The sequence below is a fragment of the Amycolatopsis sp. NPDC050768 genome (assembly GCF_040654155.1).
Lineage (GTDB): Bacteria > Actinomycetota > Actinomycetes > Mycobacteriales > Pseudonocardiaceae > Amycolatopsis.
This window is the reverse complement of record NZ_JBFAHL010000011.1, coordinates 26702-53281: the sequence shown is the minus strand read 5'-3', so window position 1 is coordinate 53281 and position 26580 is coordinate 26702. Positions and strand designations below refer to the sequence as shown.

The window sequence follows — 26580 nt, the reverse complement described above, 5'->3', positions numbered from 1 at the left end:
TTCCACACTTGCCGTCGATACCTGGATCCCTGATCGGCGTGGAGCGAAGATCGGCGTTAGACGTCTTCCTCTGTCCCCCGTCGATCGGAGCTGCCGGTGACCACCACGGAACGCACCGCCGCGTCGTTCTTCCTCCCGAGCGACGAGCCCCTGGGCCTCATCACCGCCGACGGCGCACCCGTCGCCGACGCCGCCCTGGAGATGCCTGCCGACGACGTGCTGCTGCGCCTGCACCGCGCGATGGTGTCGGGCCGCCGCTTCGACGCGCAGGCCACCGCCCTGACCAAGCAGGGCCGCCTCGCCGTGTACCCGTCCGCGCGCGGCCAGGAGGCCGGCGAGATCGGCTCGATCCTCGCGCTGCGTCCGCAGGACTGGCTCTTCCCGACCTACCGCGACTCGATGGCCGTGGTCGCGCGCGGCGTCGACCCGGTCGAGGTGCTCACGCTGCTGCGCGGCGACTGGCACTGCGGCTATGACCCGTACCGCGCCAACGTCGCGCCCCAGTGCACGCCGCTGGCCACGAACACGCTGCACGCTGTCGGGTTCGCGCACGCCGCCAAGACCAAGGGCGAGGACACCGTCGCGCTCGTGCTGCTCGGCGACGGCGCCACCAGCGAGGGCGACACCCACGAGGCGCTGAACTTCGCGGCCGTGTGGCAGTCGCCGGTGGTGTTCCTGGTGCAGAACAACGGTTACGCCATCAGCGTCCCGCTCTCGAAGCAGACCGCGGCGCCTTCGCTCGCGCACAAGGGCGTGGGCTACGGCATGCCGTCGGTGCTGGTGGACGGCAACGACGCGGCCGCCGTGCACGCCGTGGTGGAGCAGGCCGTCGCGCGCGCCGCTGCGGGCGGCGGGCCGACGTTGATCGAGGCCCTCACCTACCGCATCGAGTCGCACACCAACGCCGACGACGCCACGCGCTACCGCGACCGCGTCGAGGTCGAGGCCTGGCTCACCCGCGACCCGATCGCGCGGCTCGAGCGTTACCTCACCGACCGCGGCCTGCTCGACGACGTGGCGCGCGAGGAAATCGCCGTACGCGCCGAGGCCGAAGCCGCGTCGTTGCGCGAGCGAATGAACGTGGACACGGTGCTCGACCCGGCGGACCTGTTCCGCCACGTGTACGCCGAGCCGACGGCCGCGTTGCGCCGCCAGGCCGAAGACCTCACCGCCGAACTCTCCTTCGGAGCCGAAGAATGACCGCGACCCTGGAGTCCACTTCGGACGCTTCTGCCGAACCGGACACCGTCACCATGGCGGGCGCGCTCAACCGCGCCCTGGCCGACGCGCTGGCCGAGGACGAGCGCGTGCTCGTGTTCGGGGAGGACGTCGGCACGCTCGGCGGCGTCTTCCGCGTCACCGACGGGCTCGCCGCCCGCTTCGGCGAGACGCGCGTGTTCGACACCCCGCTCGCCGAGTCGGGCATCGTCGGCACGGCCATCGGCATGGCGATGAACGGCCTGCGGCCCGTGGTGGAGATGCAGTTCGACGCGTTCGCCTACCCGGCGTTCGAGCAGATCACCAGCCACCTCGCCAAGCTGCGCAACCGCACGCGCGGCGCCGTCGAGCTGCCCATCGTGATCCGGATCCCCTACGGCGGCGGCATCGGCGGCGTCGAGCACCATTGCGACTCCTCCGAGGTCTACTACACGCACACGGCGGGCCTGCGCGTCGTCACGCCGGCTTCACCTGCCGACGCATACGCGCTGCTGCGCCAGGCGATCGACAGCCCGGACCCGGTGATCTTCCTGGAGCCCAAGCGGCGGTACTGGGAGAAGGAGACCGCGCGGCTCGACCACCGATCGTCCACTCTGGACCGCGCGGTCGTCCGGCGCCCCGGCACCGACGTCACGCTGATCTCCTACGGCGGCGCCCTCGGCACCACCCTGGAAGCCGCCGCGGCGGCCGAGGAAGAGGGCTACAGCGCGGAGGTGATCGACCTGCGCAGCCTCGCGCCGTTCGACCTCGAGACGGTCGCCGCTTCGGTCCGGCGCACCGGGCGTGCGGTCGTGGTGCACGAGGCGAGCCGGTTCTGCGGCTATGGCGCCGAGGTCGCGGCCCAGCTGTCGGAGACGTGCTTCCACCACCTGGAGGCGCCCGTGCTGCGCGTCGGCGGGTTCGACATCCCTTACCCCGCCCCGAACCTGGAGAAGCACCACCTGCCGAACGTCGACCGAGTGCTCGACGCGATCGAGCGGCTGCAGTGGGACGACGCGACCCCGCTCGCGGGCGGAGGTGCGTGATGGCCGTCTTCAAACTGCCCGACCTGGGCGAGGGCCTGACGGAGGCCGAGATCGTCGCGTGGCACGTGACGGTGGGCGACACCGTGACCGTCGACCAGACGGTGGTGGAGGTCGAGACGGCCAAGGCGAGCGTCGAGGTACCGGTGCCGTTCGCGGGCCGCGTCGCGACGCTGCACGGCGCGGCCGGCGACGTGCTGACCGTCGGAAGTCCGCTGATCACGGTGGAGGAGGCGCCGGCGTTTCTCGAGCCTGGAGTGGTGACGCCTACGCCTGTTTCTTCGGAGGGCAGTGGCAATGTCCTGATCGGGTACGGCACCGGCACGGCTCAGGCGCGGCGGACCCGTCGTGCTCGGGGCACTCGGCGTCCCGAGGCTGCGGTCGCGTCTGCGCCGCGGCCGGTGAACGAGCGCTTGCGCGTGGTGTCACCGCTGGTGCGGAAGCTCGCCAAGCAGTCCGGTGTGGACATTCACGCGCTCGCCGGTTCGGGTACCGACGGGATCATCAGCCGGGCCGACGTCGAGCGAGCAATCGCGGCGACCGTCGAGCCTGTTGTTCCTGCCACCTCTGACGAACGCCGGATCCCGTTGCGCGGCGTCCGCAAGACCGTCGCCGACAAGCTCACCCGCTCGCGCCGCGAGATTCCCGAGGCCACGGTGTGGGTCGACGTCGACGCGACGGCCCTGCTCGAAACCCGCGCCGCCCTCAACGCCGACGCCGCAGCCCCGAAGATCAGCCTGCTCGCGCTGCTGGCCAAGTTCACCGTCGAAGGCCTGCGTCGCTTCCCCGAGCTCAACGCGCACCTCGACGGCGACGAGATCGTGATCCCCTCGGCCGTGTACCTCGGGTTCGCCGCGCAGACCGACCGCGGCCTCGTGGTCCCCGTCGTGCCCGGCGCGCACGATCTGTCCGTGGAACAGCTCTCCGGCGCTCTCGCCGAGCGCACCGAGCGGGCCCGCTCCAGCTCGCTCGCCCCCGCCGAGCTCACGGGCGGCACGTTCACCATCAACAACTACGGCGTGTTCGGCGTCGACGGTTCCGCCGCCATCATCAACCACCCCGAGGTCGCGATCCTCGGGATCGGCCGGATCATCGACCGCCCGTGGATCGTCGACGGCCAGGTCGTGCCGCGCAAGATCACCGAGCTGACGCTGGCGTTCGACCACCGCGTCTGCGACGGCGGCACGGCGGGCGGGTTCCTGCGCTTCATCGCGGACTGCGTGGAATCACCGCTGCGGCTCCTGCGCGGCTTGTAGCGTTCCTCAGGCGAACGTGATCTCACTGAGGTCGATCGACACCAGCAGCGGTTCCGGGACCGGCCTGCCGTCCTCCCCGACGGGGTAGACGCGGCGCTTGGTCGGAACCACGATGCCGTCGACCTCGCGGTGCTCCGAGGAGTAGTGCGCCGCGAGGCCGCCGGCGACCACCTCGGCGTCGTAGTCGTGGCGGCGGATGAGGCCATCGGCGTCGAGGTAGAAGGTCTGCACCTTGTTGTGCGTGGTGAGGTCGTCGGGGAACTCCACACGCAGGCGGCGCCACGTCTCGCCGTCCTCCTGCCACGGCTCGAGCTCCTCGGTGCGGAAGCCGGGGCGCGTGAGCGTGAACGGCGTGGTCAGGTAGGTCCACATCGCGTAGCCCGCGAAGTACGCCGTCTGCAGCCGGTCCCACTGCGACTCCAACGTGTGGCCGGCGAAGGACGCGCGGGTGTTGTCCCGCTCCTCCACGACTTCGCCGGCCTCGTTCTCGATCGCCACGTGCTCACCGCGGAACGCCGTGCGCAGCCCGGGCCCGCCGAACGGCGCGTGGCTCGTGAACTGTCGGTGCAGGTCGACGCGGACGGTGATGTCGTCGAGCAGCCCGGCTTGGCCCTTCAGCGGGAACACGACCCCGCCGTTGCTCAGGTGCGCGGTCACGCTGTTGAGCTCGTTCCAGCGCTTCAGCCCACCGTGCGCCTCGACGGCGATGTCCAGCAAGTCGCTCATTGTCCGTTCACTCCGATCCGGTCCCTGGGTGGCGCGGCTCCCGCGCCACTCGATGAATATGACCGGTCGTCTTAGTTCTTGTCAACCCCCTCCGAACTGGAAGGGGTCACTCTTCGCTACCGGCGACCGGCGAAGAACTCCCGGCCCGCCGGCACCCACAACAGGACCACGGAGGCAATCTGCAGCACCCCGACCACCGGGATGACCGCGTGGAACATCGCCGAGGACGACCACGAGAACACGCTGAACACCAACCCCAGCGGCTGCGAGACGGTGACCAGCCGGCGCACCCACGGCCGCCCGATGCCCAGCTTCCACGCCGGCACCAGGCACAACACCAGCAGCACCACGTGGAACACCACCGCCGACCCGACCGCGATGTCGGCCGAGCGCGCCACCTCGGCCGCACCGAACTCCGGATGCGCGGCCACGATCTCGTTGCGCAGCACCGCTTCCCGCGCCCACATCACCAGCGGCACCACGACGTGGCCCACTGCCACGATGACCAGCAGCACCCGCGAAACTTGAACGACGGTGGGCACTCGGGCCGGAGCTATCGCAGTCATTCTTGATCCTCCCCCTCGATCGGTTGCCGCTTCCTCCGCCACCGCGGCCCAGCCCCTCGCTGAGCCGCCGACGCCGCGTCACCGCGCGTCGCCCAGGCCTGGTTCAGCCGGGTGATCAACTCCCGCGCTTTTGCGACGTCTTCGTCCGACCAGTCGGAGATCACGTCGGCGAACACCGCCGCCCCGACGGCGACCGTGGCCTCGGCGTCGGCGCGGCCGCTTTCGGTCTGCCGCACCAGGAACGTCCGCGAGTCCACCGGGTCCGGCTCCACCGCAATCTGCCCGGCTTCCTCCAGTGCAGCCAGGTGCCGGCTGGTCGCCGACGCCGTCAGCCCCAGCTCGGCCGCGATCGCGTTCGGCCGCACGGGCTGCCGTGCCGCGACGGTGCCCAGCACGCGCACCCGGGTCAGGTCGAGGTGCCGCGAGATCCGGCGGTGGCCGGCGTCGATGAGCTCCATGACCGCGCGGGCCAGATCAGCTCTTTCATTTCGTTGCGGCATGAAACGACCCTAGCACGCACCATCGGCCCCGGGCACCAAAAAGCCCGAACCCGCTGGTCAGCGGGCCCGGGCCGGCAGCTACCGAAGGGTCACTCGACGCCGAGCATGACCTCCGTCGACTTCACCAGCGCGGTCACCGGCTTGCCGACCTCGAGCTCCAACTCCTCGGCGGCGTCCTTGGTGATCGAGGCGGTGACGGACTGGCCGCCGTCGAGCTGGACCGTGACCACGGTCATGACCGCGCCGGGCTTCACGGCCGACACGGTGCCGACGAGCTGGTTGCGGGTTGACAGACGCATGTGGACAGTCCTTTGTGCGGTGTGTGGAAGTGCGACAACGCCGCCACAGTAACCCTTTTCCACCGTCTCCGTCGCCGCTCCGATCACCCGCCGAACTGACCTGCGGCACCACTCATCCCCTTGACACCGCACTTGCACGCCCAGCGCCCCCGCCGAGCAGCACCCGCATTCCCCTGTGAATTTCACCGCCCGCGTGTCGCGCTCTCGCGGCCCCCAACCCGCGCCGCGAGCCTTCCACCACCGGACAAGCCCCCGCCTCCACGGCGATCGTCTGATCGGCCGCGTCGCCCCGCGGATGGATCGCGGGCGCGGGGTGCTCGAACTCGAAGGCGTCTACGCCGAACCCGGCGCGCCGGCCCGCGCGGGTACCGCTGTCCGGCGCGCGATCGCGGAGCTGGCGACGTTCACCGGCGCCGAACGTGTCGAGTATTCCGGTCCAGTACCCGAACCGTGGCGGGCGGCACTGATCAGGAATTGACGTTTTCCTTGCGCGACTTGATCATGCGCAAAACACCCGGTCCGTCGTACGGTAAAGCTTAGCTTTGACAAGCATTACCGCGAGAAAGGACCACCCGCCATGTGGGCGCCCCTCACCGTTGCGCTGCTGATCGGCTTCTTCGGGAACCTGACGCTGGACCGGACGGGGGCCGCGATCGTGTTCCTCGTGCTCGCGGCGGCCACGATCGCCACCACGGTGGCGTTGCGCAGGAACAAAGCCGCCTGAGTCAGGCGCGAACAGGCTTGCCGGGCAATGCGTCGGGCACGATGGAGCCGGCGCGGACCACCGGGGTGCCGTTCACGAGCACGTGCTCGATCCCCACCGAGGGTCGCGTTCCGTCCACATAGGACGCCTGGTCGGCGATCCGCGCGGGGTCGAACGCCACCACGTCGGCATCGCTGCCGGCGCGCAGGCGGCCCTTGCGCCGCAGGGCAGGCACGGCTTCGTCCAGGACCTGCGCGGGCAGCAGCGAGCAGCGCGCGACCGCTTCGGACAACGTCAGCTTCCCGCTTTCGCGGTAGAGCCGGCGGATGGCGCGAGAGAAGGTGCCCGCGCCACGCGGGTGGCCGAGCGCACCCGGCGGCAGCGGCCACGTCAGGGGGTCCGGCCGCCCACCCGTCCACGTCAGCGGCATGGCGTCGCTCGCGATGGCGGTGCCTTCGAAGAGCAGGGCGCGCTCCAGCGCCGGGTCGTCCTCGTCAAGGAAGTGCAGCAGCGCGAGCGCGCCCGGCGTGCTCGCACGGACCTCGGCGAGGCGCGCGGCGTCCGCGATGCGCTCCCCCGTGCCGACGAGCACGAGCGAGTCGGGCCGGATGCCTTGGCGCGCCAGGACTTCCGGGGCCAGGAACGCCGCGCCGATGGCCGTCGAGCCGGCGCCGTAGGGATAGGCCTCGGTGGTCACCTCGGCGCCTTCCATCCGGCAGCGCTCCACGAGCCCGAGCACGCGGTCGACCTGGCGCCCCGACGTGCTGTTCACGTGGCAATAGTGCAGGTGCACGCCGGTTTGCCCCGCGACGCGCGCGATCTCCTCGGCGCCGTCGACGGGCACGTCCGGGTCGGCTTCCACGAGCGGGCGCGCGTGCGTGAACGCGGGCAGCCCGGCCTCGGCGGCCAGCTCCGCCACGGCGACGAACTCGGCCGGGTCGAGGTGCGGCGCGTAGCCGGCGAGCACGCCGATGCCCAGCGCGCCGTCGGCCAAGTCCCGGGACAGGTGCTCAAAGATCCGCGCACGCTCGGCCGCCGACGCCTCGGCGCGCCACGCGGGCACGCCCAGGTGCGTGAGCACCGTGTCGGGCGGGCCGTCGAGCGGCGCGCCCGCGAGCACGGCCATGCGCGCCAGCGCCCACGACGTCGAGTAGCCATAGTTGATCGGCCGACCCTCCGCGGCGGCCCGCGCGTACGCCGCGCCGACCGGCGTGATGCCGGCCTCCAGCTCCAGCGCCGTGGTGACGCCGTCGAGCGCCTGCAGCCGTTGCTCGGGAATCGCCTGGCCGTGGCTGTGCAGATCGACGAACCCGGGCGCGACTACGAGGCCGGTCGCGTCGATCGTCTGCTCGCCGCGAAGCGGTGTTGCGGATACCACACTTACGGTGCCGCCGGTGATCCCGACGTCGGCCACCGCGTCGAAGCCGCTCTCTGGGTCGAGCACGCGGCCGCCGCTGATCACGAGCGGATAGCTGTCCTGTGAAGTGGTCACGATTCGCTCCTGGGAGTGGGCGACGGCACGCACAAGGTACTGCTGATTCACCCGGCCGTGGGAATGGCCCTCACCCCCGGTTTGTTGACACGTCCGCAGAGCTGAGACTAAATTGCGGACGCGTCATCAAACACCTCTGGATCAAGCCCTGACCAGTGCGACTGATCCGATGACCGTCCCCTCGAACCAGGAAAGTCGGACATGACCAAGATTGCGATCATCCTCGGCAGCACCCGTCCGGGCCGCAACGGCGAAGCCGTGGCGAAGTGGGCCCTCGACATCGCGAAGCAGCGCGGCACCGCCGAGTACGAGCTCCTCGACCTCCTCGACTACGAGCTCCCGCACCTCGACGAGCCGCTGCCGCCGGCCATGGGCCAGTACGCGCAGGCGCACACCAAGCGCTGGGCCGAGAAGATCGCCGAGTTCGACGGCTACGTCTTCGTGACCGCGGAGTACAACCACGCCATCCCGGGCCCGCTGAAGAACGCCATCGACTTCCTGGGCGCCGAGTGGAACAACAAGGCCGCCGGCTTCATCAGCTACGGGGCCAACCAGGGTGTTCGCGCCGTGGAGCAGCTGCGCCTCGTGCTGAGCAACCTGCAGGTCGCCCACGTGACGAGCCAGGTCGCGCTGTCGCTGTTCACCGACTTCGAGAACATGTCGACGTTCAAGCCGGCCGAGATGCACACCGGCTACCTCAACACCACGCTCGACCAGGTCGAGGCGTGGAGCAACGCGCTCGCCGGCCTTCGCAACGCCTGAGTCCCGTGTTTGGCTTCCCCGAAGCCGGGTAGCCGGTGGGCAGCCGACAAGGGAGGCGACACCATGACCGACAAGGCCGAGAACAAGGCGGAAGAGCTCAAGGGCCGAGCCAAGGAGGCCGTCGGCGACGCCACCGGCAACGAGCAGTGGCAGGCCGAAGGCAAGGCGGAGCAGGGCAAGAGCAACTTGAAGCAGGCCGCCGACAAGGTCAAGGACGCCGTGAAGGGCGTCAAGGACTGAGTTCGGGAAAGCCCAGGGTCACGTGACCCTGGGCTTTTCTGTACCCACCGAACTTGCGCATTACGCAGACTTTGCGTGATGCGCAAGTTTGCGCTAGCTTGGGGGCATGATCGAACGACCGAGCCTGCGTGAACGGCGCCGCCAGGAAACGCGCTCAGCGATCTCCTGGGCCGCGATCCGGCTCGCCGTCGAACGCGGTCTGGCGCACGTGACCATCGAGGACATCGCCACCGAGGCCGGCGTTTCGCCGCGCACCGTGAACAACTACTTCTCCAGCAAGGCCGAGGCCATCGCGGCCCGGCACCACGACCGCGCCCAGGGCATCGCCGACCTGCTGCGCGCGCGGCCGGCCGACGAACCGCTGTGGACAGCCATCACCGAAGCCGCGCTCGCCCGGTTCGAGGCCGACGGCGCCGACCACGCCGAGCGCACTCCGGATCCACTGTGGACGCAGGGTGTGCAGCTGATGGTGGCCGAACCCGCGTTGCAGGGCGAGTTCCAGAAAGCCAATGCCGCAGCCGAGATCGCACTCGCGCAGGCGATCGCCGACCGAACCGGCACCGACGTCGACCACGACCTCTACCCCGTGCTAGTCGCCACCGCCGCCGGCGGCGCGATCCGCGCGGCGACGGTCCACTGGCTGCAAGCCGAACCACCCGTTTCCTTCGGCTCGGTGCTGCGCACCGCTTTGGGCGCGGTAACCGTCTCACTTCCCTGATCTCCCAGCTTTTCCGATCCGCCAAGGAGAAACCATGCCCGCGATCGACGTTGTGATCGCCGGCGGTGGGCCCAACGGGCTCATGCTGGCGTGCGAACTCAGCCTGGCCGGAGTCCGGCCGCTCGTACTGGAACGGCTCACGGAACGCGGGGAGGAGCAGCGTGCCAACGGGCTCGTCGGCCAGGTCGTGCGGCTGCTGCACCGCCGTGGCCTCTACGATCGGCTCACCGGCCAGGCCGAGCCGGCACCCGCGCCGCAGTACATGTTCGGCGCGTTCCCCCTCGACCTCGCGCGGTTGCCGGTCAATCCCGTTTACGTCCTGCCGATTCCCCAGCGCGAGCTGGAACGCGCACTCGAGGAACGGGCGATCGAGCTGGGCGTGGAGATCCGTCGCGGGCACTCGGTGACCGGCTTCGAGCAGGACGGCTCGGTGCGCGTCACCGTGACCGGCCCCGCCGGCGAGTACACTATGGACACCCGATTCCTGGTCGGCGCCGACGGCGGACGAAGCACCGTCCGCAAGCTCGCCGGCATCGATTTCCCCGGTGTCACACGGGACAACGCCGTTTCGTACTCCGGGCACGCGAGTGTGCCGGACTCGCTGCGCGACCCCGCGACCGGCGGCCTGCGCCTCGACGGCATCGGCGTCATCCCGCCGTTTCGCCACTTCCGCACGGAGACGGGCCTGTTCGTGTTCGCCCCGTTCCCGAACGCGGCGCCGCTGATCGCTTCGTCCGAACGCGACCGTCCCAAAACACCCGACGAAGTACCGCCGACGCTCGACGAGCTTCGCGCCAGCGTCCGCCGAGTCCTCGGCGTCGATCTGCCGCTCGACGCGCCGACGGGCCCCGGGCCGCACCAGCTGCGCCGGGTGTCCAGCGGCAACACGCGGCTGGCGTCGACGTTCCGCGCCGGCCGCGTGCTCCTGGTCGGCGACTCCGCCCACGTGCACTCCGCGATCGGCGGGCCGGGCCTGAACCTGGGGCTGCAGGACGCCGTGAACCTGGCGTGGAAACTCGCCGCCGAGGTCCACGGCTGGGCACCGGCAGGCCTCCTCGACACCTACGACGCCGAGCGCCGGCCGGTCAGCCGCCGCGTCGTGATGCACACGCAGGCACAGGGCGCACTGACCGCGCCCGGCCCGGAGATCACGGCGCTGCGCGAGCTGTTCGACGAGCTCCTCGACTACCAGGACGTGACCCAGCACCTCGCGGATCTGTTGTCCGGCGCGGACATCCGCTACGGCGACGACCCGCACCCGCTCGTCGGCCGCTGGGCACCGGACCTGTCTTCGGACGCCCTCGCCAAGGCGTACCTCGCGGCGCGGCCGGTCCTGGTCGACCTCACCGCGGACGCCTCGCTCGCCTCCGCCGTAGCCGATTTTCAGGACCGCGTCGACACGGTGTCCCTCACCGCCGCGTCGATCGAAGCGACCGCGTTGCTGATTCGCCCGGACGGCTACGTCGCTTGGGCATCGTCCGATCCCGAACCCGACGTGGCCGGTCTGCAGCAGGCGTTGGCTCGCTGGTTCGGCGCCGTCACCGCAACCGCGTGACGGCCACGTCGACACACGCCGACGCGGCCAGCCGGCCCTCGGGCGTCACCAGGTTGCGCGTGGCCACGGTGAACGCGGTGCGCAGGCCCTTCCGGTGCGTGTCGTCGAGGGTGACCATCTGGTAGTAGGTGTCGTGGCAGGTTTGCCAGACCTCGTCGGGCGTGCCGCCGAAATCGACGACCATCCGGTCCCACGCGACGGGTTCGAAGCCGGCCGGGCCGAGCAGCTCGTCCAGACCTTCGCGCGTACGGGTCCGAGGATCGCCGGCCGCCGGCACCCGGCGTTCCTCCGGCACCACGGCGAACAGCGGCCGCGCGACCTTGAGGAAGATCTCCATCGCCTCCCGCCCGCCACCACCGACGCCGATCGCCAGCGTGCCGCCCGGGGCCAGCACCCGGGCGGCCTCGGCGACGACCTGCTCGACGTCGGCCATGAGCATCAACGCCATGAACGACACCACCGTGTCGAACTCGCCGTCCTCGAACGGCAGCTTCTGCGCCCGCCCTTCGCGCAGATCGGCTTCGGCCAGCTCGGGCCGGCGCCCGGCCGACGCCAGCTGCCCGGGCGAAAGGTCGACGCCCGCCAGCTTCGGCACCCCACGGCTGCCGAGTTCGGCGAGCAGCGCGCCGTCACCGCAGCCGAGGTCGAGCACGGCCTTGGCTGTGCTGACGCGGTCTGCGAACACCTCGTACACGGTCCGCCCGTCGCCCGTCACGCGCCCGCGCCCGGCCAGCTCGGACGCGGCGTCCGGGCGGGCGTCATGGTAGCTGCGCAGGAACTCCTCGGCGGACGTCATGGCGAGACGTTAGCGCGAATCGTCACTCCGCCAGGCGCGTTCGGGCGATGTTGAGCGGCACGGCCGCGGGCAGGATCCCGTCTGCGGTCACCAGCCCGCGCGTCGCCTCGGCGAACTCGGCGCGCAGTTCGGCGAGGTGCGCGTCGTCCAGCGTCGAGGCGGGGTAGAGCGTCTCGCAGCACGTGCCCCACACTTGTTCCGGCGGCGCGGCGAAATCGACCACGATCTGTTCCCACGCAACGGGTTCGAACCCCAGGGAGAGGCGGGGGCTGTCTGGCCGTCGCGGGCTGTCTGGGCCGGAAGACAGCGCCGGGCGAAGGGCGCTCACCTGGTGCCGGAATCAGGAGCACACCGGGCCGGCCGAAGATTCGCCCCGGTGCGTTCCCTGCGACCAGGAGTCCCGTCGCCGACAAAGTCGTCGCCGGTCCCTCGACGCCCCACGTGGAGATCGCCGCCGCCGACGGCGAGGACCTGGCAGGCGACCGATCACACGCACACAACCCGGCCAGACCAGACACCACCCCTCACAACGAACAACCCCGCATCCTCCAACGAGTGTCCCCATCAGACGACCACAGCGGGATTTGATACATCTCTCCCCATGAACGACAACCAGGTGGTCCTGGGCATCGACATCGGCACAACCGCCGTGAAAGTCGCCGCGTTCGGCACAGACGGCCGGGCGCGCGCGGTGCACAGCGAGGCCTACCCGATCACCCGGCCGCGGCCCGGCTGGGCGGAGCAGGACCCCGAGGACTGGTGGCGCGGCTGCATCACCGCGATCAGCGCCGTCCTCGCCGAAGTGCCCGACGTCGTCGTGCGCGGGGCGGGGATCGTGAGCCAGGTCAACACGCACCTGCTCGTAAAGCAAGACCTCACCCCGCTGACGCCCGCCGTGATCTGGCAGGACCAGCGGTGCGCCGACGTCGCGCGGGAGCTGGACGCGCGGTTCACCCCCGAGGACAAGCTGCGGATCTGGGGCGGCCCGGTGGCGCTGGACGCGTCGTTCGTCGGGGCGCGGGCGGCGTGGTTCGCGGAGCACGAACCGGACAAGTGGGCGCGGGCGCGGTGGATCCTGAGCCCCAAGGACTTCATCGGTGCACGCCTCACCGGCCGCGTGGCCACGGACAAGCTGTCCGGCGTCCGGATCGCGGGCGCCCAGGGTTATCTGCCCGAGGCCGTCGCCCTCGTCGACGGGCTGGGTGAACGGCTGCCGGAGCTCCTCGAGCCCGAAACTCCGTTGGGGCCGGCAAAACAACTCAACGGCGCGCCCGTCGTCGTGGGGACGATGGACGCGTTCGGCGCGGTTTTCGGCACGCGCACGACGGAGCCGGGCCGCGGCATGATCTCGTGCGGCACGTCGCTGGTCGTCGCGGGTGCGTCGCGTCACCGCGCCACTCAGCAGGGCATCGTGACGTTCCCGCCGCGCGGCGACCTCTACGTCCACGCCGGTCCGACGCAGGCCGCGGGCGAGGCCGTCAGGTGGTGGGCCCAGGCGTCGGGACAGACCGTGCCCGAAGTGTTCGATTCAGCGGCCGACGGTGCGGCCGGGATCGTCTTCACGCCGTACCTGCAGGGCGAACGCGCGCCCCTGTGGGACGCCGACGTGCGGGGCAGCTTCCTCGGGCTGACCTCGTCGGCGACGCGCGCGGACCTCTCGCGCGCGGTGCTGACGGGCGTCGCGTTCTCCGCGCGGCACGTGCTGGAGCACGTGGAGCAGGCGTGCGGCTTCCGGCTGCCCTCCCTCACGTTCTCCGGCGGCGGCGCGCGCAGCGACCTGTGGACGCAGCTGCACGCCGACGTGCTCGGCCGCCCCGTCGAACGCCTCCGGGTGCACGACAGCGCCGCGCTCGGGGCCGCGCTGCTGGGGGCCGTCGGCGTGGGGCTGCAGCCGGACGTCGAGACGGCGGCCGCCGCGACCGTCGCCGTTGAGCGCGTGTTCGAGCCGCAGACGGACCTGACGCGGCTGTACGAGGCGTACCGCGCTTCGTACGAGGGGCTCGCGAAGGTGCACGAGCTGCTGCGGTGAACCAGCACCACGTCGGGTCCGTGTCCTCCGGCATGGACGAAGAACAGCCGGCCCCGGACTACGAGGTGCTCGCCGCGATCATCGGCTTCCCGCCCCGCGACCCTGATGTAATGGAGGAATGAGGACGATCCGCTACGGCGGCGAACCCAGCCAGTTCGTCGAGCTGCACGGCGACAACCCCGTGCGCGGCACGGCTTTCCTGCTCCACGGCGGCTGGTGGCGCGCCCAGCGCGACCTGCACCTGATGGACGCGCTCGCCGACGACCTCGTCGCCGCCGGCTGGCTCGTCGCGAACCTCGAGTACCGCCGCATCGACGGCGACACCGGCGGCTGGCCCCAGACCCTCGACGACGTCCTCGCCGCCATGGCCGCGGTGCCCGTTGCCGAGGACCTGCCGACGATCGCGGTCGGCCACTCCGCGGGCGGTCACCTTGCCCTCCTTGCCGCGACGTCCGTGAAACCGTCCGCCGTCATCGGCCTCGCCCCCATCACCGACGTCCCCCGCAGCGCCGCCGAAGGCCTCGGCGAGGGCGCCGCCCGCCTGTTCCTGCCGTCCCCCGACCCGGCCGCCTCGCCCCTCACGTGCCTGCCGATCGGCGTGCCCCAGCTGATCCTCCACGGCGACGCCGACGTCCGCGTGCCCGTCGACCACAGCCGCGTTTACGTCGAAGCCGCCCGAAAAGCCGGCGACGACGTCACCTTCATCGAACTCCCCGGCGTGGACCACTTCCGCGTGATCGACCCCGCCGACGACCCCTGGCAGCACGCCCGCACCTGGCTCACCACCCGCTTCGACTGAGCGGCGACAAAATCGGTGGGCACGACGACGCCGCACCGCTATCGTTCCGGGGACCGTGACTCGACACCGGGAGGTGAGACCCATGAACGCTGTTTCGATGTGGGTGCTCCCCTCGTCGTCACGGTCGGGCGACTGACGTAGGGGTTGCCGGGAGCGCCTTGATCAGGCATTCCCGAAAGGTGACCACCATGAACACTCTGCGTTTCACCGCGGGCGAACCCGCGGTGAAGATCACCCACGTCGCACCGAGGCTGTGGCACGCGCTGGACGACGACCGGGTCACCGGCCGCGCCGAGGCCACCACGCGCCCCGACGGGCGGGTCTTCCTCAGCGTCGACGCCTGGCACCGCTCGGTTTTCGACCAGCTCGTCCACACGATGCTCACGACCCTGCCGGAACCGCTCCACACGGTGGTCGACGAAACCGACCACGAACTGCTGGCCGCCTGGCGCCAGGCCGGCTTGACGATCCGGCGGCGCGAGTGGGAGTACGTCGTGCCCACCGATCCGCGTGTCACCGGGCCGGCGCTCCCACCACCGGGCGTCACCCTCGTACCCGCCGGGACCGTCGAAGACGGCCCGCTTCGGGAGGTGGACCGCGTCGTCCGCGCCGAGGTCGAAGCGAGCGTCGGCTGGCAGGAGATGCCGGCCGAGGTACTGGTCCGGCCCGGCGACACCATTGTGGACCCGGCGAGGTATGCCGTGGCAGCCGAAGACGGCGAGTACGTGGGCCTGGTCCGGGTCGTCCAGATGACGCGCCTGCCCCGGATCGGGCTGGTCGCCGTCCGCACTGCCCGGCGGCGCCGTGGCATCGCCCGCGCGCTGCTGGCCCACTCGCTCGGCGTCCTGCACCGGGCGGGGATCGAGGCGGCGTCGGCCGAGGTGAACGAGGCCAACGAAGCGGCGACGGCGTTGTTCGAGAGCATCGGCGCCCGGCGGGCGAACAGCACCTTGGAGCTGGTGCGCCATGGCCGGTAAGGGCGGGATCGAAGTCGAGGGAACCGTGGTGGAGTGCCTGCGCGACGCCCGGTTCAAGGTCGAGCTGTCGAACGGGCACCACGTGCTCGCCCACATCAGCGGCAAGATCAGGAAGAACTTCATCAAGATCGTGCCGTACGACCGGGTCCTGGTGGAGCTGAGCCCGTACGACCTGAGCCGGGGTCGGATCCTGTTCCGGTACCGGAACTAGGGCCGGGACGTTCCTGTCGGCGAGCTGGTGCACCTCGGTGCGCCGGCCGCCGCGGGACCGTCCGAAGTGGACTCCCTGCCCCGGTTTGCCCGAACACACCACCGACCGGGGCAGGAAGCGCCCGAAGGTCAGACGTTCGCTTCCACGAACTGGCGGCCCTCGGTATTCTCGACCACGATCGAAGCGACCTGAGAGGGGTCGACGAGGGCGGAACCGTTGAGGTCCGCACCGTCGTGGACAGCCTTCTGGGACACGAGCCAGCCACCGGCGATTTCGCGGTCGCCGTTCTTGCTGACCACGATCAGGCGGCACTTCTCGCCCGCCGGAATGCCCGTCACGGCGGCCTCGACGCGAACCCAGCCTGCGGCCGGGACGATGCTCGCGGTGAGCCGCGTTTCGCCCGAGGTGCCGCTGAGGAACTTGGTGCCGGGCACGGTGCTGGACGCGGTCGTCGGCACGGGCGCGGGCGGCGGCGGAACGGCGACGGCCGGGCCCGCGGGCGAACCCGCCTTGCCCACCACGACACCGACGCCCATCGCGGCGGCGGCGACCACGACGGCGGCCGTCGCGGCCAGGAACCGGCCACGGCCGGCCGAGCTGCGCGCTTCCGAACGCACCTGGCGCAGCGTGCGCTGCAGCAGCAGGTCGCCGCCCTCGGGCGGGCCGTCGAGCAGTGCCTCGGGCGGCACTTCGCCCAGGAACTCCTGCATCTCGCGCAGCGACTCGACCTCCGCGCGGCAGTCCGCGCAGCCGGCGAGGTGCGTCTCAATCGTCTGCTTCTCCTCCGCGGAGACGTCACCGGCGACGTAGCCGGCGAGGTCCGCGTGGTCGGGGAAGTCGCTGAACCCACTCATCTACGCCGCCCCCACCCGCTGATCCGCGAACTTCTCCCGCAATGCCCGTAAACCGTAGTACGAGCGGGATTTCACCGTGCCCGCCGGGATTCCCAGCTGCTCGGCGGCCTCGGTCACCGTACGGCCGTGCAGGTACATCTGTTCCAGGACTTCGCGGTGCTCGGGCGAGAGGCCCTCGAGCGCCGACAGGACCACCATCGAGTCCACGACGTGGTCGGCGTGGTCGTGCTCCACCGGCACGGTCGTGGGCGACTCCGCGACCTCCGCCGGACGCGCGTCACGCGCGCGGACTTTGTCGATCACCAGGTTGCGGACGACGGTCAGCAGCCAGCCGCGCACGGAACCCTTGCCGTTGACGAGGCTGTCCGGGTTGCGCCAGGCGCGCACCAGGGCCTCCTGCACCACGTCCTCGGCGGCCGCGCGGTCGTTGAGGAGTCTCGTGGCGTAGGCGAGCATCGCCTTTCCATGCTCCTCGAACAACGAGCGGACGAGCGCCTCGTCGGCCACCTGTTGGCGGTGACGAGTCCTCAACCCGGCCATTCCGGACCACCCTCCCCGAACCGGCAAGATCACCCTTGCCCTGCTGCGCAGAACTGTAGGACAGCACCCGAGGCCGTCCGCACGAGGTGCGCGATCGGCGACCACCACCCACAGTGGCCGCTTCGCACCCCGCGACAGTCAACCCTTCCCCTGAACGGACGATTGCCATCACGGGGGGCAACCGACACCTTCGGCCACGGACGGTGCCCGTTCGTCCCCCGTCGGACCCGGTTTCGGTGCGCTCACCGACCTCGCCACCACGTTCAGTGACGAAGGCGACCCGCTCGTCCGGCCAGGCCCCGGCCGTCGCACTCAGCCGATCGGACCACTCACCGGGACGAGCGTCACCGTGGCCGTTTTGCCGCCTTGACCGGCGACCGTGACGCGCAGTTTGTCGCCCGGGTGGTGGGTGTCCATGAGGGCGATCAGCGCCGTCGCCGAGGTGACCGGTTTGTCGTCGATGCCCACCACGAGCAGGTTGGCCTTCAGGCCCAGTTTGGCCGCCGGCCCGCCCGCGACCACGGACTTGATGAGTGCGCCGGTGCCATTGCCGCCGTCGACCACGGTGAGGCCGACGAACGCGCTGGGTCCGATGTGGATGGTGTCGGACGCCTTGCCCTCGAGGATGCGCTTCGCGATGTCGGCGGCTGTCGTGATGGGGATCGCAAAGCCCTCGTGCGGGCGCAGGCCCTCGTCGAACACGTAGCCGGCGTTCGCGGCCGTGTCGACGCCGATCACGTGGCCCTGGGTGTCGGCCAGCGGTCCGCCGGAGTCGCCCGACTGGATGTCGGCGTCGACCTGCAGCAGGCCGGTGAGCGTCTCAGTGGCGCCGGTGATCTCGTCCGCCGCCGTGACCTGCCGCCCGAGCGCCGTGACCTTGCCCGGCGACGCGCTCGGCGGCCCACCCAGGCCGCCCGCGTTGCCGATCGCCACCACTCCGTCGCCGATCTTCACCGCGCCGGACTCGCCCAGCGTCGCCGTGACCAGTCCGGACGCGTCTTTCAACTTGAGCAGGGCGATGTCGTGGCTGCGGTCGTAACCCAGCACGGTGGCGTCGTAGCCGCGGCCGTTGCCGACGTCGGTCACGTGCATCGAGGTGGCGCCCTCGACCACGTGGTTGTTGGTGAGCACCAGGCCGTCGTCGCTCAGCACGATGCCCGTGCCCGCCGCGCCGCCGCCCTCGAGCCCCAGCTCCACATCGATGTCCACCACGGCGGGGCTGACCTTCGCGACCACCGACGCGACGTCGAACGCCGGCTGCGCCCGCACCGGGGCCGCCGGCGGCGCGGGCGGCGTCTTCGGCCCCCAGGCGTAGTGCCCGACGGCGACGCCGACGAGCGCCAGCAGCACCACCAGTCCGAGTGAGATCAGCACGGCGCGCAGGGGCCGCTTGCGCTTCGGCGGCTCCTGCGGGTTCGGCGGCGGCGCCGCGACCTGCGGGAGTGCCTCTTGCTGCTGGTGCGCCCACGGCGCACCGAGGGGGGCGTCGGTGTTCTGGCTCATCTTCGGTTCCCTGCCGCTCGCATCGGACAGCACACGTGCATTGTTCACACCGCCTCGATCGGGGAACAGTACTGGCAGGCCCGCCGGGGCGTGGGTTACGTTCGAAGTGATCTTCCCAGCCTGCTCCTCTCACCAGGTCGGCACACGCCGGCGGCTGTGCACTGGGATCACCGCCTCCGGCGCCCGACCGCCCGGCCGTCGGGAGTGCGGTGCGCTCACCGCTCTCCCGGCGGCCCCGGGTCGCCAACGTCCTTTGTGGACACTTTCGCCGATCCGCTGAATCCGCGGGTCTGGTGCCTCCTCGGGTGCGGACGTACCGTCCGAAGCGAGACCGAGGAGAGGTGGGCCATGCCCGAACACTTCAAGATGCTCATCGGCGGTCACGCCGTCGACGCGATCAGCGGCAAGACGTTCGTATCCCGCAACCCCTACACCGGCGAACCCTGGGCCGTGCTCCCCGACGGCGGGCCCGAGGACGTCGACGCCGCCGTGCGCGCGGCCCGCGCCGCCCTCGACGGCGAGTGGGGCTCCGCGACGGGCTTCACCCGGGCCGCACTGCTGCGCCGGCTGGGTGACCTGATCGGCGAGAACGCCGAACGGCTGGCCCGCCTCGAGGTCAACGACTCCGGCAAGCTCCTGCGCGAGATGCTCGGCCAGCTCACCGCCCTGGGCGGCTGGTACCACTACTTCGCGGGCCTGGCGGACAAGATCGAGGGGCGGCAGATCCCGTCGCCCAACCCGAACTACCTCGTGTACACGAAGCGTGAGCCGGTGGGGGTGGTCGCGGCGATCACTCCGTGGAACTCACCGTTGCTGTTGCTGACGTGGAAGCTGGCGCCGGCACTGGCCGCTGGCTGCACTGTGGTGGTGAAGCCTTCGGAGCATGCACCGGTGTCGACGCTGGGGTTCGCCGCTTTGGTCACGGAGGCCGGTTTTCCACCCGGGGTGGTGAATGTTGTCACGGGCCTTTCGCGCGAGACGGGTGCCTCTCTGGCCGGCCACCCCGGCGTGAACAAGGTCGCGTTCACGGGATCGACGGCGACGGGCCGGGCGGTTGCCCGGGCGGCGGCCGAGAACCTGGTGAAGGTGACCTTGGAGCTGGGCGGGAAATCGCCTCAGGTCGTGTTCCCCGACGCGGATCTGGAGGCGGCCGCGAACGGGATCGTGGCCGGCGTTTTCGCGGCCACCGGGCAGACGTGCATGGCGGGTTCGCGGTTGATCGTGCACGCGGATGTCCACGACGAGCTGGTGCGGTTGGTGGCTCGGCGCGCCGCTGCGATCCGGCTGGGCGATCCGACGGCGGCGGAGACCGAGATGGGTCCGGTGGCCAATGAGCCGCAGTACGAGAAGGTGTTGTCGTACTTGGAAACCGCGCGAGCCGAGGGGGCGACGGTCGCGTACGGCGGTGTCGCGGATCCCGGCTTGGGTGGGTTGTTCGTGCAGCCGACGGTGCTGACCGGGGTCACACCGGAGTCGACGGTTTACCGGGAAGAGGTTTTCGGGCCCGTTTTGGCGGCGTTGACCTTCACCGATGAGGACGAGGCGGTGAAGCTGGCCAACGACACGCCCTACGGGTTGGCGGGGGCGGTGTGGACCAAGGATGTGCACCGGGCGCATCGGGTCGCGGGACGGATCCGGGCCGGCACGGTGTGGGTGAACGCCTATCGGGTGGTGGCTCCGTCGGTCCCGTTCGGGGGCTTCAAGAACTCCGGGCTGGGGCGGGAGAACGGGGTGCACGCGGTGGACGAGTACCTGGAGGAGAAGGCGGTCTGGGTGGAGCTCACCGGAGGGACGCGGGACCCGTTCACATTGGGCTGAGTCCATTGTGGATTGCGCTTCGAAAACCCGGTGCGCCGGGGACTCGGGCCTGGCAGGATCTTCGTGGTGTCCGGGACGATTGCGTGCGACGAGTCCGGCTCCGAGGGCGTGAACCTCATCGGGGCGAACACGGACGTCTTCGCGCACGCCGGCGTGCGGGTGGGCGTCGGGTCGGCCGCGGACTGCGTCGGGGAGCTTCGCGAACGAATCGGGTCACCGGCGCTGGAGTACAAGGCGAACCACCTGCTGCGGGCCAAGAACCGGGCGGCGCTGGTGTGGCTGCTGGGACCGTCGGGGCCGCTGGCGGGGCGGGCCGGGGTCGTGCTGGTGGACAAGGCGTTGTTCGTCACCGGGAAAGTGGTGGACCTCCTCGTCGACCGGGTGCCTTACCCCGACTGCCTCGCGCGCCGGCCGGACTCCCGAGCGCTGGCGCTGCACCACGACGGCCCGCGGCTTTTTGGGCCGCGGTGGAGTGAGTTCCTGCAGTCGTTCACCGCTCTGCTGCGAACCTCACAGCGGCGCGGCCCTGGGCTGGCGCCTTCGGAGTTCTTCGCTCAGTATGACGTGCTGAGTTCGCTTGCCCAGGTGCCGCAGTGCAGCGCTCATCTGCCAGCTGCCCCTTCGTCGGCGCAGCAGTGCTGGTCGCCCCATCTCGAGCACCCGCACATCCAGCCTCAGCAGCAGCGCGACTCAAACCACCTCGGGCACCCTCAGATCCGGCCTCCGCAGCGGCGCGAGTCAGCCCACCCGCGGATCGACCGACCGCCGGCCCGCGAGCACCTGACCGCGCTACGAGAACAGCTGCGCGCGGACCCCTCGCTGGTACCACCACTCGACCCGCTGATGCCGGCCCTCGTCGACACGGTCACCCACTGGCACCCCACCACCGTCATCCACGACGAACAGCCCTCACTCACCCCCGCACGCCTCGCCACCCTCCTCGGCCCCACCCGCGACATCCACTTCGTCGACTCCCGCGCCGACCCGCGCGTCCAACTCGCCGACTTCCTGGCCGGCGTCACCCGCCGCCTGGCCGAAGACGCCCTCCACCACCGCGGGGACCCCGAGCTCACGGCCCTGCTTCACCCCTACCTGCTCCCGACCTCAATCTGGGCCGGCCCGCGGTGAAGGGCAACGTCGTGGAGACTTTCGGACACTTCGCGAAGATCAGTCGGCCGGCCCGTGAGCGAACATCACCCGCCGCTGCTGTCTCGGCGGCTCGGTCGAGCGTCCCTTAACGACACCATCGACTACACAAAGTCACGCCTCTGCGCAACGCCCACTGGGACTCTGCCCACCAATCCGCGCGCGCCACGAAGGGACCGTTCGCGACAGCCAAGTCCGGCCGCGAAACCAACCCGACCACCTGCCAAGACCAGTCAGCAACCCGAGCCCGTCGTGACCGGTCCAGCCACTACCCGGATCAGTCGCGCGGCGTGACGATGTGGACCGCGGCCTCTTCGGCCGACGCGGCGCCGCCGTCGATGCCGGCGTCGGAGGCGTAGAGCTCTTCGTCGGTGTCCGGGCCGAAGCCCGCGTCTTGGGCGACAAGGCGGCCCGCGCGGGCGTCGCCGACTTCGTCGTCGAGGAGTTCGCCGTCGGTGTCGGTGGTGTCACCGAGGTCGTCGCCGTCGTCGGACGCCAGGTCCGGCAGCTCGCGCGCGAGGCGGCCCTCCCAGCTTTCGCCGGCGAGCTCCTCCGCGGCGGTCATGCCCCACTCGCGCACGGCCAGCGGCTTCTCGGGCGGCGAGTAGCCCTCGTCGTACGGGTCGCCGTCCTCGAGGGTGTCTTCGGGGTCGAGCACGCCGGTGTCGGCGTTGTCCTCGATGTCGTCGTCCACGAACGGCTCCTCTCTCCGTACCCTGCGCGTGCAGATTACGCACCGCTGCCAGTGTCCCTCGACCGGTGGGTCCCGGCGAAGATCGCTACTCTCGGGCGCGCCTACGGAGGTGGAGGGGTCAGTGACAGAGTGGAGCGGGCCGACGTTGCTGGCCCTGTTCGCCGGGTTCGGGCTGGCATTCGTGCTGGTGGTGCCCTACGCCGTGGTCAGCTACCGCCGCCGGGGCGAGTTCGGCCCGGGTCGCGCGATCGCGGCGCTGGGATTCCTCGTCTACTGCTGCGCGCTGATCACGTACACACTCATGCCGACGCCCGTCGTCGACGCCGCCTTCTGCGCGAGCCACGAGTCTCTGCGCCACCCCGTCGTGAACCCGCTGCAGTTCCTTTCGGACATGAAGCAGTTCCACACCGGACTGCTCAGCAATCCGGCGCTGCGGCAGGTCCTGTTCAACATCGCGCTTTTCGTGCCGTGGGGCGTGTTCATGCGCCGCCTGTACCGGAAGGGCCCGGCCTTCGCGATCGCCACCGGGTTCCTCGTGTCGCTCTTCATCGAGACCACGCAGCTCACGGGCGTCTGGTCCCTCGTCGACTGCCCCTACCGCCTCTTCGACACGGGCGACCTCCTCTCCAACACCATCGGCGCCACGGTCGGTGCCCTGGCCGCCCCGGTGCTCGGCCGCCCCCACGAACGCCTCGACGCGAAGGCCCCCCGCCCCGTCCGCAGCGGGCGTCGCCTGTTCGGCATGCTGCTGGACCTCATCGCGGTGACGCTGCTCGGCGTGGCGCTGAACGTGGTTGTGGTCGCTATCCAGCTCCTGCGCGACCCGGACAGCCTTCGTGGTCCTGGCAATCCCGTTGTGAACGCGGTGCTCGGTGAGTGGTTGCCTGCGTTGGTCTTGCTGTTGGCGGTCCCCCTGGCAGGGAATGGCGCGACTCCTGGGCAGCGCGCGGTGCTCCTGACCGTGGTGAACGCTGCTGACGAGAAGCCTTCTGTGCTGCAGATGGTGGTGCGGTTCGTCTTCGGGTCGGGCGGGTATTTCGTCGCGCTGGGTGTTGCCACGGCCAGCGCGCAGCCGTCGACGTCGACTGGCGTGTGGATCGTGCTGAGCGGCCTGTTCGCGATCTTCACGCGCGGGCATCGCGGGCTGACGGGGTTGTTGGCGAGGCTGCGGGTTGTGGATGCCCGGCGTGAGAGGGAACGGGAGCGGGTTTCGGCCTGACTCGCTCAGCCTGGCCTGCAGCCCCCAGCCCCTCGACCGAACCGAGCGGGTGGCAAACACCACCACGCCCGGCTCCACCGCGACTCGACGAAACCTCGCCCACGTCGCGCGGCACATCCTCGAGCGACATGCCGACTTCCGCCGGCTCTTCCCGGGAAATTCGGTGTCACTGCTCGGCTCCAGTGTCACCACCGTCGCGCTGCCGCTCGCGGCCGCGCTGACGCTCCACACGTCGTCCGTCTACATGGGACTCCTCAAGGCGGCGTCCGCCGCCCAGACAAGCCGGATCCGGGATCTGTGAGCAGTCAGCTGGAGTAAGCCTCCAGTTCCACAATCCGCGAATACGCATGATCATTCGAATCCAACGCCACGATCTGCACCCCATCAGCCTGCACCGCCGGGAACGTGGACGTCACCGAACCCGAAGTGTTGCCCCGCACCGAAGCCACCGTCACCCAGGCACCGGCCACGTGGGCCTGGACGTCGAAGTCGCGGAGGCCGTACTTCGCGGCCGGGTACTTCGTGGAGTCCAGGGTGTCGGTGACGACGCGGCCGACCGCGCCGACAGCGGGCAGGGTCACGGCGTAGTTGTCCGGGAAGGCCGATTTCGTGCCGTCGTTCCAGCCCGTGGTGGTGGACCAGTGGTCGCCGTCCGCGTCGCCGTCGACGGCGCCGCACGGGGAGAAGCTGCCGTTGGTCGACGACGGGGTGGCTTGTTCGCCGAGGAGGAGGTTGTCGCCGGGGCCCTTGGGAGGTAAGGGAAGGACGTCTACCGGGACGGACAACCGGGCGCGGTCGGAAGACAAGCCCACCGTGTAGTGGCCGGGGCGAGCCGACCGCGGCACGGTGACGCCGACCCGAACCGAAACCGGCTGGCCGACCGGCAGCCAGGACGAGAACACCCGTCGGTCGAGAACCAGAGGCCGCGGCGCGGAAAGCTCCATGTCCGCGTACACCGGGCCGCTTCCGTTGTTCGTCATGCCGACGGTGAGGGCGCTCGGCAGGCAAGGCAGGCCGACGACCTGGATCTGCCCAGGGGTGGCGGACAGCGCCAAAGCGGGCGTGGCCGGGCTGCTCTGGGCGGCGGTCGCCAGTGCCACGCCGAGCACGACAGCGCCGGCGGCCACGGCGAGGTGACGTCGCTGCATGGGGGAACTCCTGTCAGTGGACGTGGATGGCGGGGACGCGGTCTTCGACGGTGAGCTTGGCGCGCGTGGTGACCTTGCCGTCGCGGATGGAGACCTTGTCGACCACGCGGTAGTCGGCGGTCCACTCGCGCGGGGTGACCTCGCAGCGCACGTAGCCGCGCTGGAAGTTGCCGAACTTCACGTGCGGGTTCTCGTCGAGGATCACCCTCCCCCCGGCGTCGAGGTCCATGCCGTCCTGACCCGACGTGATCGACGTGCCGACGAACTCCGTCGCCACCACCGGCGAGCTCGGGTCCGCGTAGTCCGGTCGCAGCTCCGAAGCGACGCTGCGGTGCAGGTCGCCCGCGATGCTCACCAGGTTGCGCACCTCGCGATCCTGCGCGCCGCCGAGGATGCGCTTGCGGGAGGCGACGTAGCCGTCCCACGTGTCCATCGGCACGAGCACGGGTGGGCCGGCGGCGGTGTCGAGCTGCGCGATCGCGGTCTGGTGCGCGAGCACCTCCCAGCGCGCGGAGTGCTGCGCCATGCCGTCGAGCAGCCACTTCTCCTGCGCGGCACCGGTGATCGTGCGGTTCGGGTCGAGCGAGTCCGGGTTCGGGGCTTTGGTGCCGTCGCCCGCGGCCTGGTCGTCGCGATACTGGCGCGTGTCGAGCACGTTGAAGCGGATCAGGTCGCCGTACTGGAACCGGCGGTACATCTGGATGTCCGGGCCGTTGGGCAGCTGCGTCGTGCGCACGGGCTGGTGCTCCCACCACGCGCGGAACGCGTTGGCGCGCCGCACGAGGAACTGCGCGACGGGGTCGTTGTTCTCGGAGATGTCGCCGGCCCAGTTGTTCTCGACCTCGTGGTCGTCGATCGAGACGATCCACGGCGCGGCGGCGTGCGCGGCCTGCAGGTCGGGGTCGGTCTTGTAGAGGGCGTAGCGGCCGCGGTAGTCGTCGAGCGTCGTGGTCTCGCGCTGGAAGTCCACGGCCATGTCCTGCTTGCGCAGCCCTCCGTCGGCACCCACGCCGTACTCGTAGATGTAGTCGCCGAGGTGGAACACGACGTCGTGGTCATTCGCCGCCATGTCGCGGTAGGCGGTGTAGAAGCCCTCGTACCAGGCCTGGCAGCTCGCGTACGCCAGCGAGACGGCGGGCATCGACTGGTGCGCGGTCGGCGACGTGCGGGTGCGGCCGACCGGGCTGGTGTGCCCGCCGACGTGGAAGCGGTAGAAGTAGTGTCGCCACGGCCGCAGCCCGCGGACGTCCACGTGCACGCTGTGCGACTCCTCGCGTCGGGCGAGTGCGTTGCCGGAGCGCACGACGCGGCGGAACCGTTCGTCCTCGGCGACCTCCCAGCGCACCGACACCGGGCGGTCGTTCATGCCGCCGAACGGTTCGAGCGGCTTCGGCGCCAGGCGCGTCCAGATCACGACCGCGTCGGGCAGCGGGTCGCCGGAGGCGATGCCGAGCGTGAACGGGTAGCCGGGCACGCGGTCGGTGTCCACGGTGGTGGCGCCGGAGGCGGTGATGCCGGGCAGCGTGCCGGCGAGCGCCAGAGCGGCGGTGGCTCCGGTGACGGTGAGGAACTTGCGTCGCGTCGGGTTTTCCACGTCGCTCCGATCCAGTGCGGTCCCGGCGGCGCTCGTGCCCGCGGGAGGGCGGACGGCCGCACGGTGCGGCACGTGAGTTGTGCTCACCGTCGGCGGCTTCCCCAGTTCGCTTCCTCGCCGGTGGAGCGGGTTTTGAAACGTATCAAGACGGGACGGTTCGTGCGTGGTTCGTCCCGCGCTGGGCACGTTATCCGG

Annotated in this window: 31 protein-coding genes; 18 read left to right on the top strand and 13 right to left on the bottom strand. The window is 70.7% G+C overall.

All coding sequences use genetic code 11. From position 1 onward, the window contains the following. Positions 1–96 precede the first annotated feature (96 nt). From pdhA to AB0H62_RS29615, 3 genes are read left to right on the top strand one after another with little or no spacing between them, the layout of a single operon-like run. Entirely contained in the window at positions 97–1200 is a 1104-nt protein-coding gene (gene pdhA / locus AB0H62_RS29625) for a pyruvate dehydrogenase (acetyl-transferring) E1 component subunit alpha (RefSeq protein ID WP_360589586.1), read from the top strand. Continuing rightward, complete coding sequence (locus AB0H62_RS29620; RefSeq protein WP_360589584.1) at positions 1197–2243, top strand: alpha-ketoacid dehydrogenase subunit beta; 1047 nt, start codon at positions 1197–1199, stop codon at positions 2241–2243. The genes pdhA and AB0H62_RS29620 overlap by 4 nt, the downstream gene beginning before the upstream one ends. Next, positions 2243–3496, top strand: a complete 1254-nt coding sequence (locus AB0H62_RS29615) for a dihydrolipoamide acetyltransferase family protein (protein ID WP_360589582.1) — start codon at positions 2243–2245, stop codon at positions 3494–3496. The genes AB0H62_RS29620 and AB0H62_RS29615 overlap by 1 nt, the downstream gene beginning before the upstream one ends. A gap of 6 nt (positions 3497–3502) precedes the next feature. Here the strand turns inward: AB0H62_RS29615 and AB0H62_RS29610 are convergent, their stop codons facing one another. The 4 genes from AB0H62_RS29610 to AB0H62_RS29595 form a co-directional block, all read right to left on the bottom strand. Next, positions 3503–4222 (bottom strand): hypothetical protein, encoded by a 720-nt coding sequence (locus AB0H62_RS29610; protein WP_360589580.1) that lies wholly within the window; start codon positions 4220–4222, stop codon positions 3503–3505. A 116-nt stretch (positions 4223–4338) separates the two neighbouring features. Continuing rightward, complete coding sequence (locus AB0H62_RS29605; RefSeq protein WP_360589578.1) at positions 4339–4788, bottom strand: hypothetical protein; 450 nt, start codon at positions 4786–4788, stop codon at positions 4339–4341. Beyond that, on the bottom strand, positions 4785–5288 hold the full coding sequence (locus tag AB0H62_RS29600) for a MarR family winged helix-turn-helix transcriptional regulator (RefSeq protein WP_220243527.1): 504 nt from the start codon (positions 5286–5288) through the stop codon (positions 4785–4787). The genes AB0H62_RS29605 and AB0H62_RS29600 overlap by 4 nt, the downstream gene beginning before the upstream one ends. 89 nt (positions 5289–5377) lie before the next feature. Further along, a complete protein-coding gene (locus AB0H62_RS29595) occupies positions 5378–5587 on the bottom strand; it encodes a TOBE domain-containing protein (RefSeq protein WP_220243528.1) in 210 nt (69 codons plus the stop codon). 313 nt (positions 5588–5900) lie between these two features. Between AB0H62_RS29595 and AB0H62_RS29590 the strand changes: the two genes are divergently transcribed. Both AB0H62_RS29590 and AB0H62_RS29585 read left to right on the top strand, forming a co-directional pair. After that, on the top strand, positions 5901–6065 hold the full coding sequence (locus AB0H62_RS29590) for a hypothetical protein (protein WP_360589575.1): 165 nt from the start codon (positions 5901–5903) through the stop codon (positions 6063–6065). Between the two features lie 99 nt (positions 6066–6164). Then, positions 6165–6311: a hypothetical protein gene (locus AB0H62_RS29585; protein ID WP_220243530.1), complete on the top strand. Its 147-nt coding sequence runs from the start codon at positions 6165–6167 to the stop codon at positions 6309–6311. 1 nt (position 6312) lies between these two features. On the opposite strand, the gene AB0H62_RS29580 is transcribed toward AB0H62_RS29585, so the two are convergent. Beyond that, the gene (locus tag AB0H62_RS29580; protein ID WP_220243531.1) at positions 6313–7815 is read right to left on the bottom strand and encodes an amidohydrolase family protein; all 1503 of its coding nucleotides are present in this window, start codon (positions 7813–7815) and stop codon (positions 6313–6315) included. A 168-nt stretch (positions 7816–7983) separates the two neighbouring features. On the opposite strand from AB0H62_RS29580, the gene AB0H62_RS29575 reads away from it, so the two are divergent. The 4 genes from AB0H62_RS29575 (at position 7984) to AB0H62_RS29560 (ending at position 11057) form a co-directional block, all read left to right on the top strand. Next, on the top strand, positions 7984–8544 hold the full coding sequence (locus AB0H62_RS29575) for an NAD(P)H-dependent oxidoreductase (RefSeq protein ID WP_220243532.1): 561 nt from the start codon (positions 7984–7986) through the stop codon (positions 8542–8544). Between the two features lie 63 nt (positions 8545–8607). After that, a complete protein-coding gene (locus AB0H62_RS29570; RefSeq protein ID WP_220243533.1) occupies positions 8608–8784 on the top strand; it encodes a CsbD family protein in 177 nt (58 codons plus the stop codon). A gap of 106 nt (positions 8785–8890) precedes the next feature. Beyond that, positions 8891–9502, top strand: coding sequence for a TetR family transcriptional regulator (locus tag AB0H62_RS29565; protein ID WP_220243534.1), 612 nt, complete (start codon positions 8891–8893; stop codon positions 9500–9502). Positions 9503–9536: 34 nt separating this feature from the next. Then, the gene (locus tag AB0H62_RS29560; protein ID WP_220243535.1) at positions 9537–11057 is read left to right on the top strand and encodes an FAD-dependent monooxygenase; all 1521 of its coding nucleotides are present in this window, start codon (positions 9537–9539) and stop codon (positions 11055–11057) included. Here AB0H62_RS29560 and AB0H62_RS29555 read toward each other — a convergent pair. Next, a complete protein-coding gene (locus AB0H62_RS29555) occupies positions 11041–11853 on the bottom strand; it encodes a class I SAM-dependent methyltransferase (protein WP_220243536.1) in 813 nt (270 codons plus the stop codon). The genes AB0H62_RS29560 and AB0H62_RS29555 overlap by 17 nt on opposite strands. A gap of 22 nt (positions 11854–11875) precedes the next feature. Further along, positions 11876–12076: a hypothetical protein gene (locus AB0H62_RS29550; RefSeq protein ID WP_220243537.1), complete on the bottom strand. Its 201-nt coding sequence runs from the start codon at positions 12074–12076 to the stop codon at positions 11876–11878. A gap of 378 nt (positions 12077–12454) precedes the next feature. On the opposite strand from AB0H62_RS29550, the gene AB0H62_RS29545 reads away from it, so the two are divergent. From AB0H62_RS29545 to infA, 5 genes are all read left to right on the top strand, one after another. Then, entirely contained in the window at positions 12455–13882 is a 1428-nt protein-coding gene (locus tag AB0H62_RS29545) for an FGGY-family carbohydrate kinase (RefSeq protein ID WP_360589570.1), read from the top strand. Further along, on the top strand, positions 13879–14004 hold the full coding sequence (locus tag AB0H62_RS29540) for a hypothetical protein (protein ID WP_360589568.1): 126 nt from the start codon (positions 13879–13881) through the stop codon (positions 14002–14004). Before AB0H62_RS29545 ends, AB0H62_RS29540 begins: the two co-directional genes overlap by 4 nt. After that, positions 14001–14681, top strand: a complete 681-nt coding sequence (locus AB0H62_RS29535) for a prolyl oligopeptidase family serine peptidase (protein WP_360589566.1) — start codon at positions 14001–14003, stop codon at positions 14679–14681. The genes AB0H62_RS29540 and AB0H62_RS29535 overlap by 4 nt, the downstream gene beginning before the upstream one ends. A 188-nt stretch (positions 14682–14869) precedes the next feature. Further along, positions 14870–15658 carry a GNAT family N-acetyltransferase gene (locus AB0H62_RS29530; RefSeq protein WP_220243540.1) on the top strand — a complete coding sequence of 263 codons (789 nt, stop codon included), beginning with the start codon at positions 14870–14872 and terminating at the stop codon, positions 15656–15658. After that, on the top strand, positions 15648–15869 hold the full coding sequence (gene infA, locus AB0H62_RS29525) for a translation initiation factor IF-1 (protein ID WP_220243541.1): 222 nt from the start codon (positions 15648–15650) through the stop codon (positions 15867–15869). Before AB0H62_RS29530 ends, infA begins: the two co-directional genes overlap by 11 nt. A gap of 128 nt (positions 15870–15997) precedes the next feature. Here the strand turns inward: infA and AB0H62_RS29520 are convergent, their stop codons facing one another. The 3 genes from AB0H62_RS29520 to AB0H62_RS29510 form a co-directional block, all read right to left on the bottom strand. Next, complete coding sequence (locus AB0H62_RS29520; RefSeq protein ID WP_360589564.1) at positions 15998–16723, bottom strand: zf-HC2 domain-containing protein; 726 nt, start codon at positions 16721–16723, stop codon at positions 15998–16000. Beyond that, entirely contained in the window at positions 16724–17263 is a 540-nt protein-coding gene (locus AB0H62_RS29515; RefSeq protein ID WP_220243543.1) for a sigma-70 family RNA polymerase sigma factor, read from the bottom strand. Positions 17264–17575: 312 nt separating this feature from the next. After that, positions 17576–18766 (bottom strand): trypsin-like peptidase domain-containing protein, encoded by a 1191-nt coding sequence (locus AB0H62_RS29510; RefSeq protein ID WP_220243544.1) that lies wholly within the window; start codon positions 18764–18766, stop codon positions 17576–17578. A 348-nt stretch (positions 18767–19114) separates the two neighbouring features. Here AB0H62_RS29510 and AB0H62_RS29505 point away from each other — a divergent pair, with 348 nt between their 5' ends. Together AB0H62_RS29505 and AB0H62_RS29500 are read left to right on the top strand one after the other, a co-directional pair. Then, complete coding sequence (locus AB0H62_RS29505) at positions 19115–20584, top strand: aldehyde dehydrogenase (protein ID WP_360589561.1); 1470 nt, start codon at positions 19115–19117, stop codon at positions 20582–20584. A 66-nt stretch (positions 20585–20650) separates the two neighbouring features. Continuing rightward, positions 20651–21712, top strand: coding sequence for a DUF3800 domain-containing protein (locus AB0H62_RS29500; RefSeq protein WP_360589560.1), 1062 nt, complete (start codon positions 20651–20653; stop codon positions 21710–21712). A 295-nt stretch (positions 21713–22007) separates the two neighbouring features. Here the strand turns inward: AB0H62_RS29500 and AB0H62_RS29495 are convergent, their stop codons facing one another. Next, a complete protein-coding gene (locus tag AB0H62_RS29495; RefSeq protein WP_220243547.1) occupies positions 22008–22424 on the bottom strand; it encodes a DUF5709 domain-containing protein in 417 nt (138 codons plus the stop codon). Positions 22425–22545: 121 nt separating this feature from the next. Between AB0H62_RS29495 and AB0H62_RS29490 the strand changes: the two genes are divergently transcribed. Further along, a complete protein-coding gene (locus AB0H62_RS29490) occupies positions 22546–23643 on the top strand; it encodes a VanZ family protein (protein WP_360589558.1) in 1098 nt (365 codons plus the stop codon). Between the two features lie 49 nt (positions 23644–23692). Further along, on the top strand, positions 23693–23944 hold the full coding sequence (locus AB0H62_RS29485) for a hypothetical protein (RefSeq protein ID WP_360589556.1): 252 nt from the start codon (positions 23693–23695) through the stop codon (positions 23942–23944). A 4-nt stretch (positions 23945–23948) separates the two neighbouring features. Here the strand turns inward: AB0H62_RS29485 and AB0H62_RS29480 are convergent, their stop codons facing one another. Continuing rightward, positions 23949–24791, bottom strand: a complete 843-nt coding sequence (locus AB0H62_RS29480; protein WP_220243550.1) for a hypothetical protein — start codon at positions 24789–24791, stop codon at positions 23949–23951. 13 nt (positions 24792–24804) lie between these two features. Then, positions 24805–26472 carry an alkaline phosphatase D family protein gene (locus tag AB0H62_RS29475; RefSeq protein ID WP_360589554.1) on the bottom strand — a complete coding sequence of 556 codons (1668 nt, stop codon included), beginning with the start codon at positions 26470–26472 and terminating at the stop codon, positions 24805–24807. Between the last annotated feature and the right edge of the window lie 108 nt (positions 26473–26580).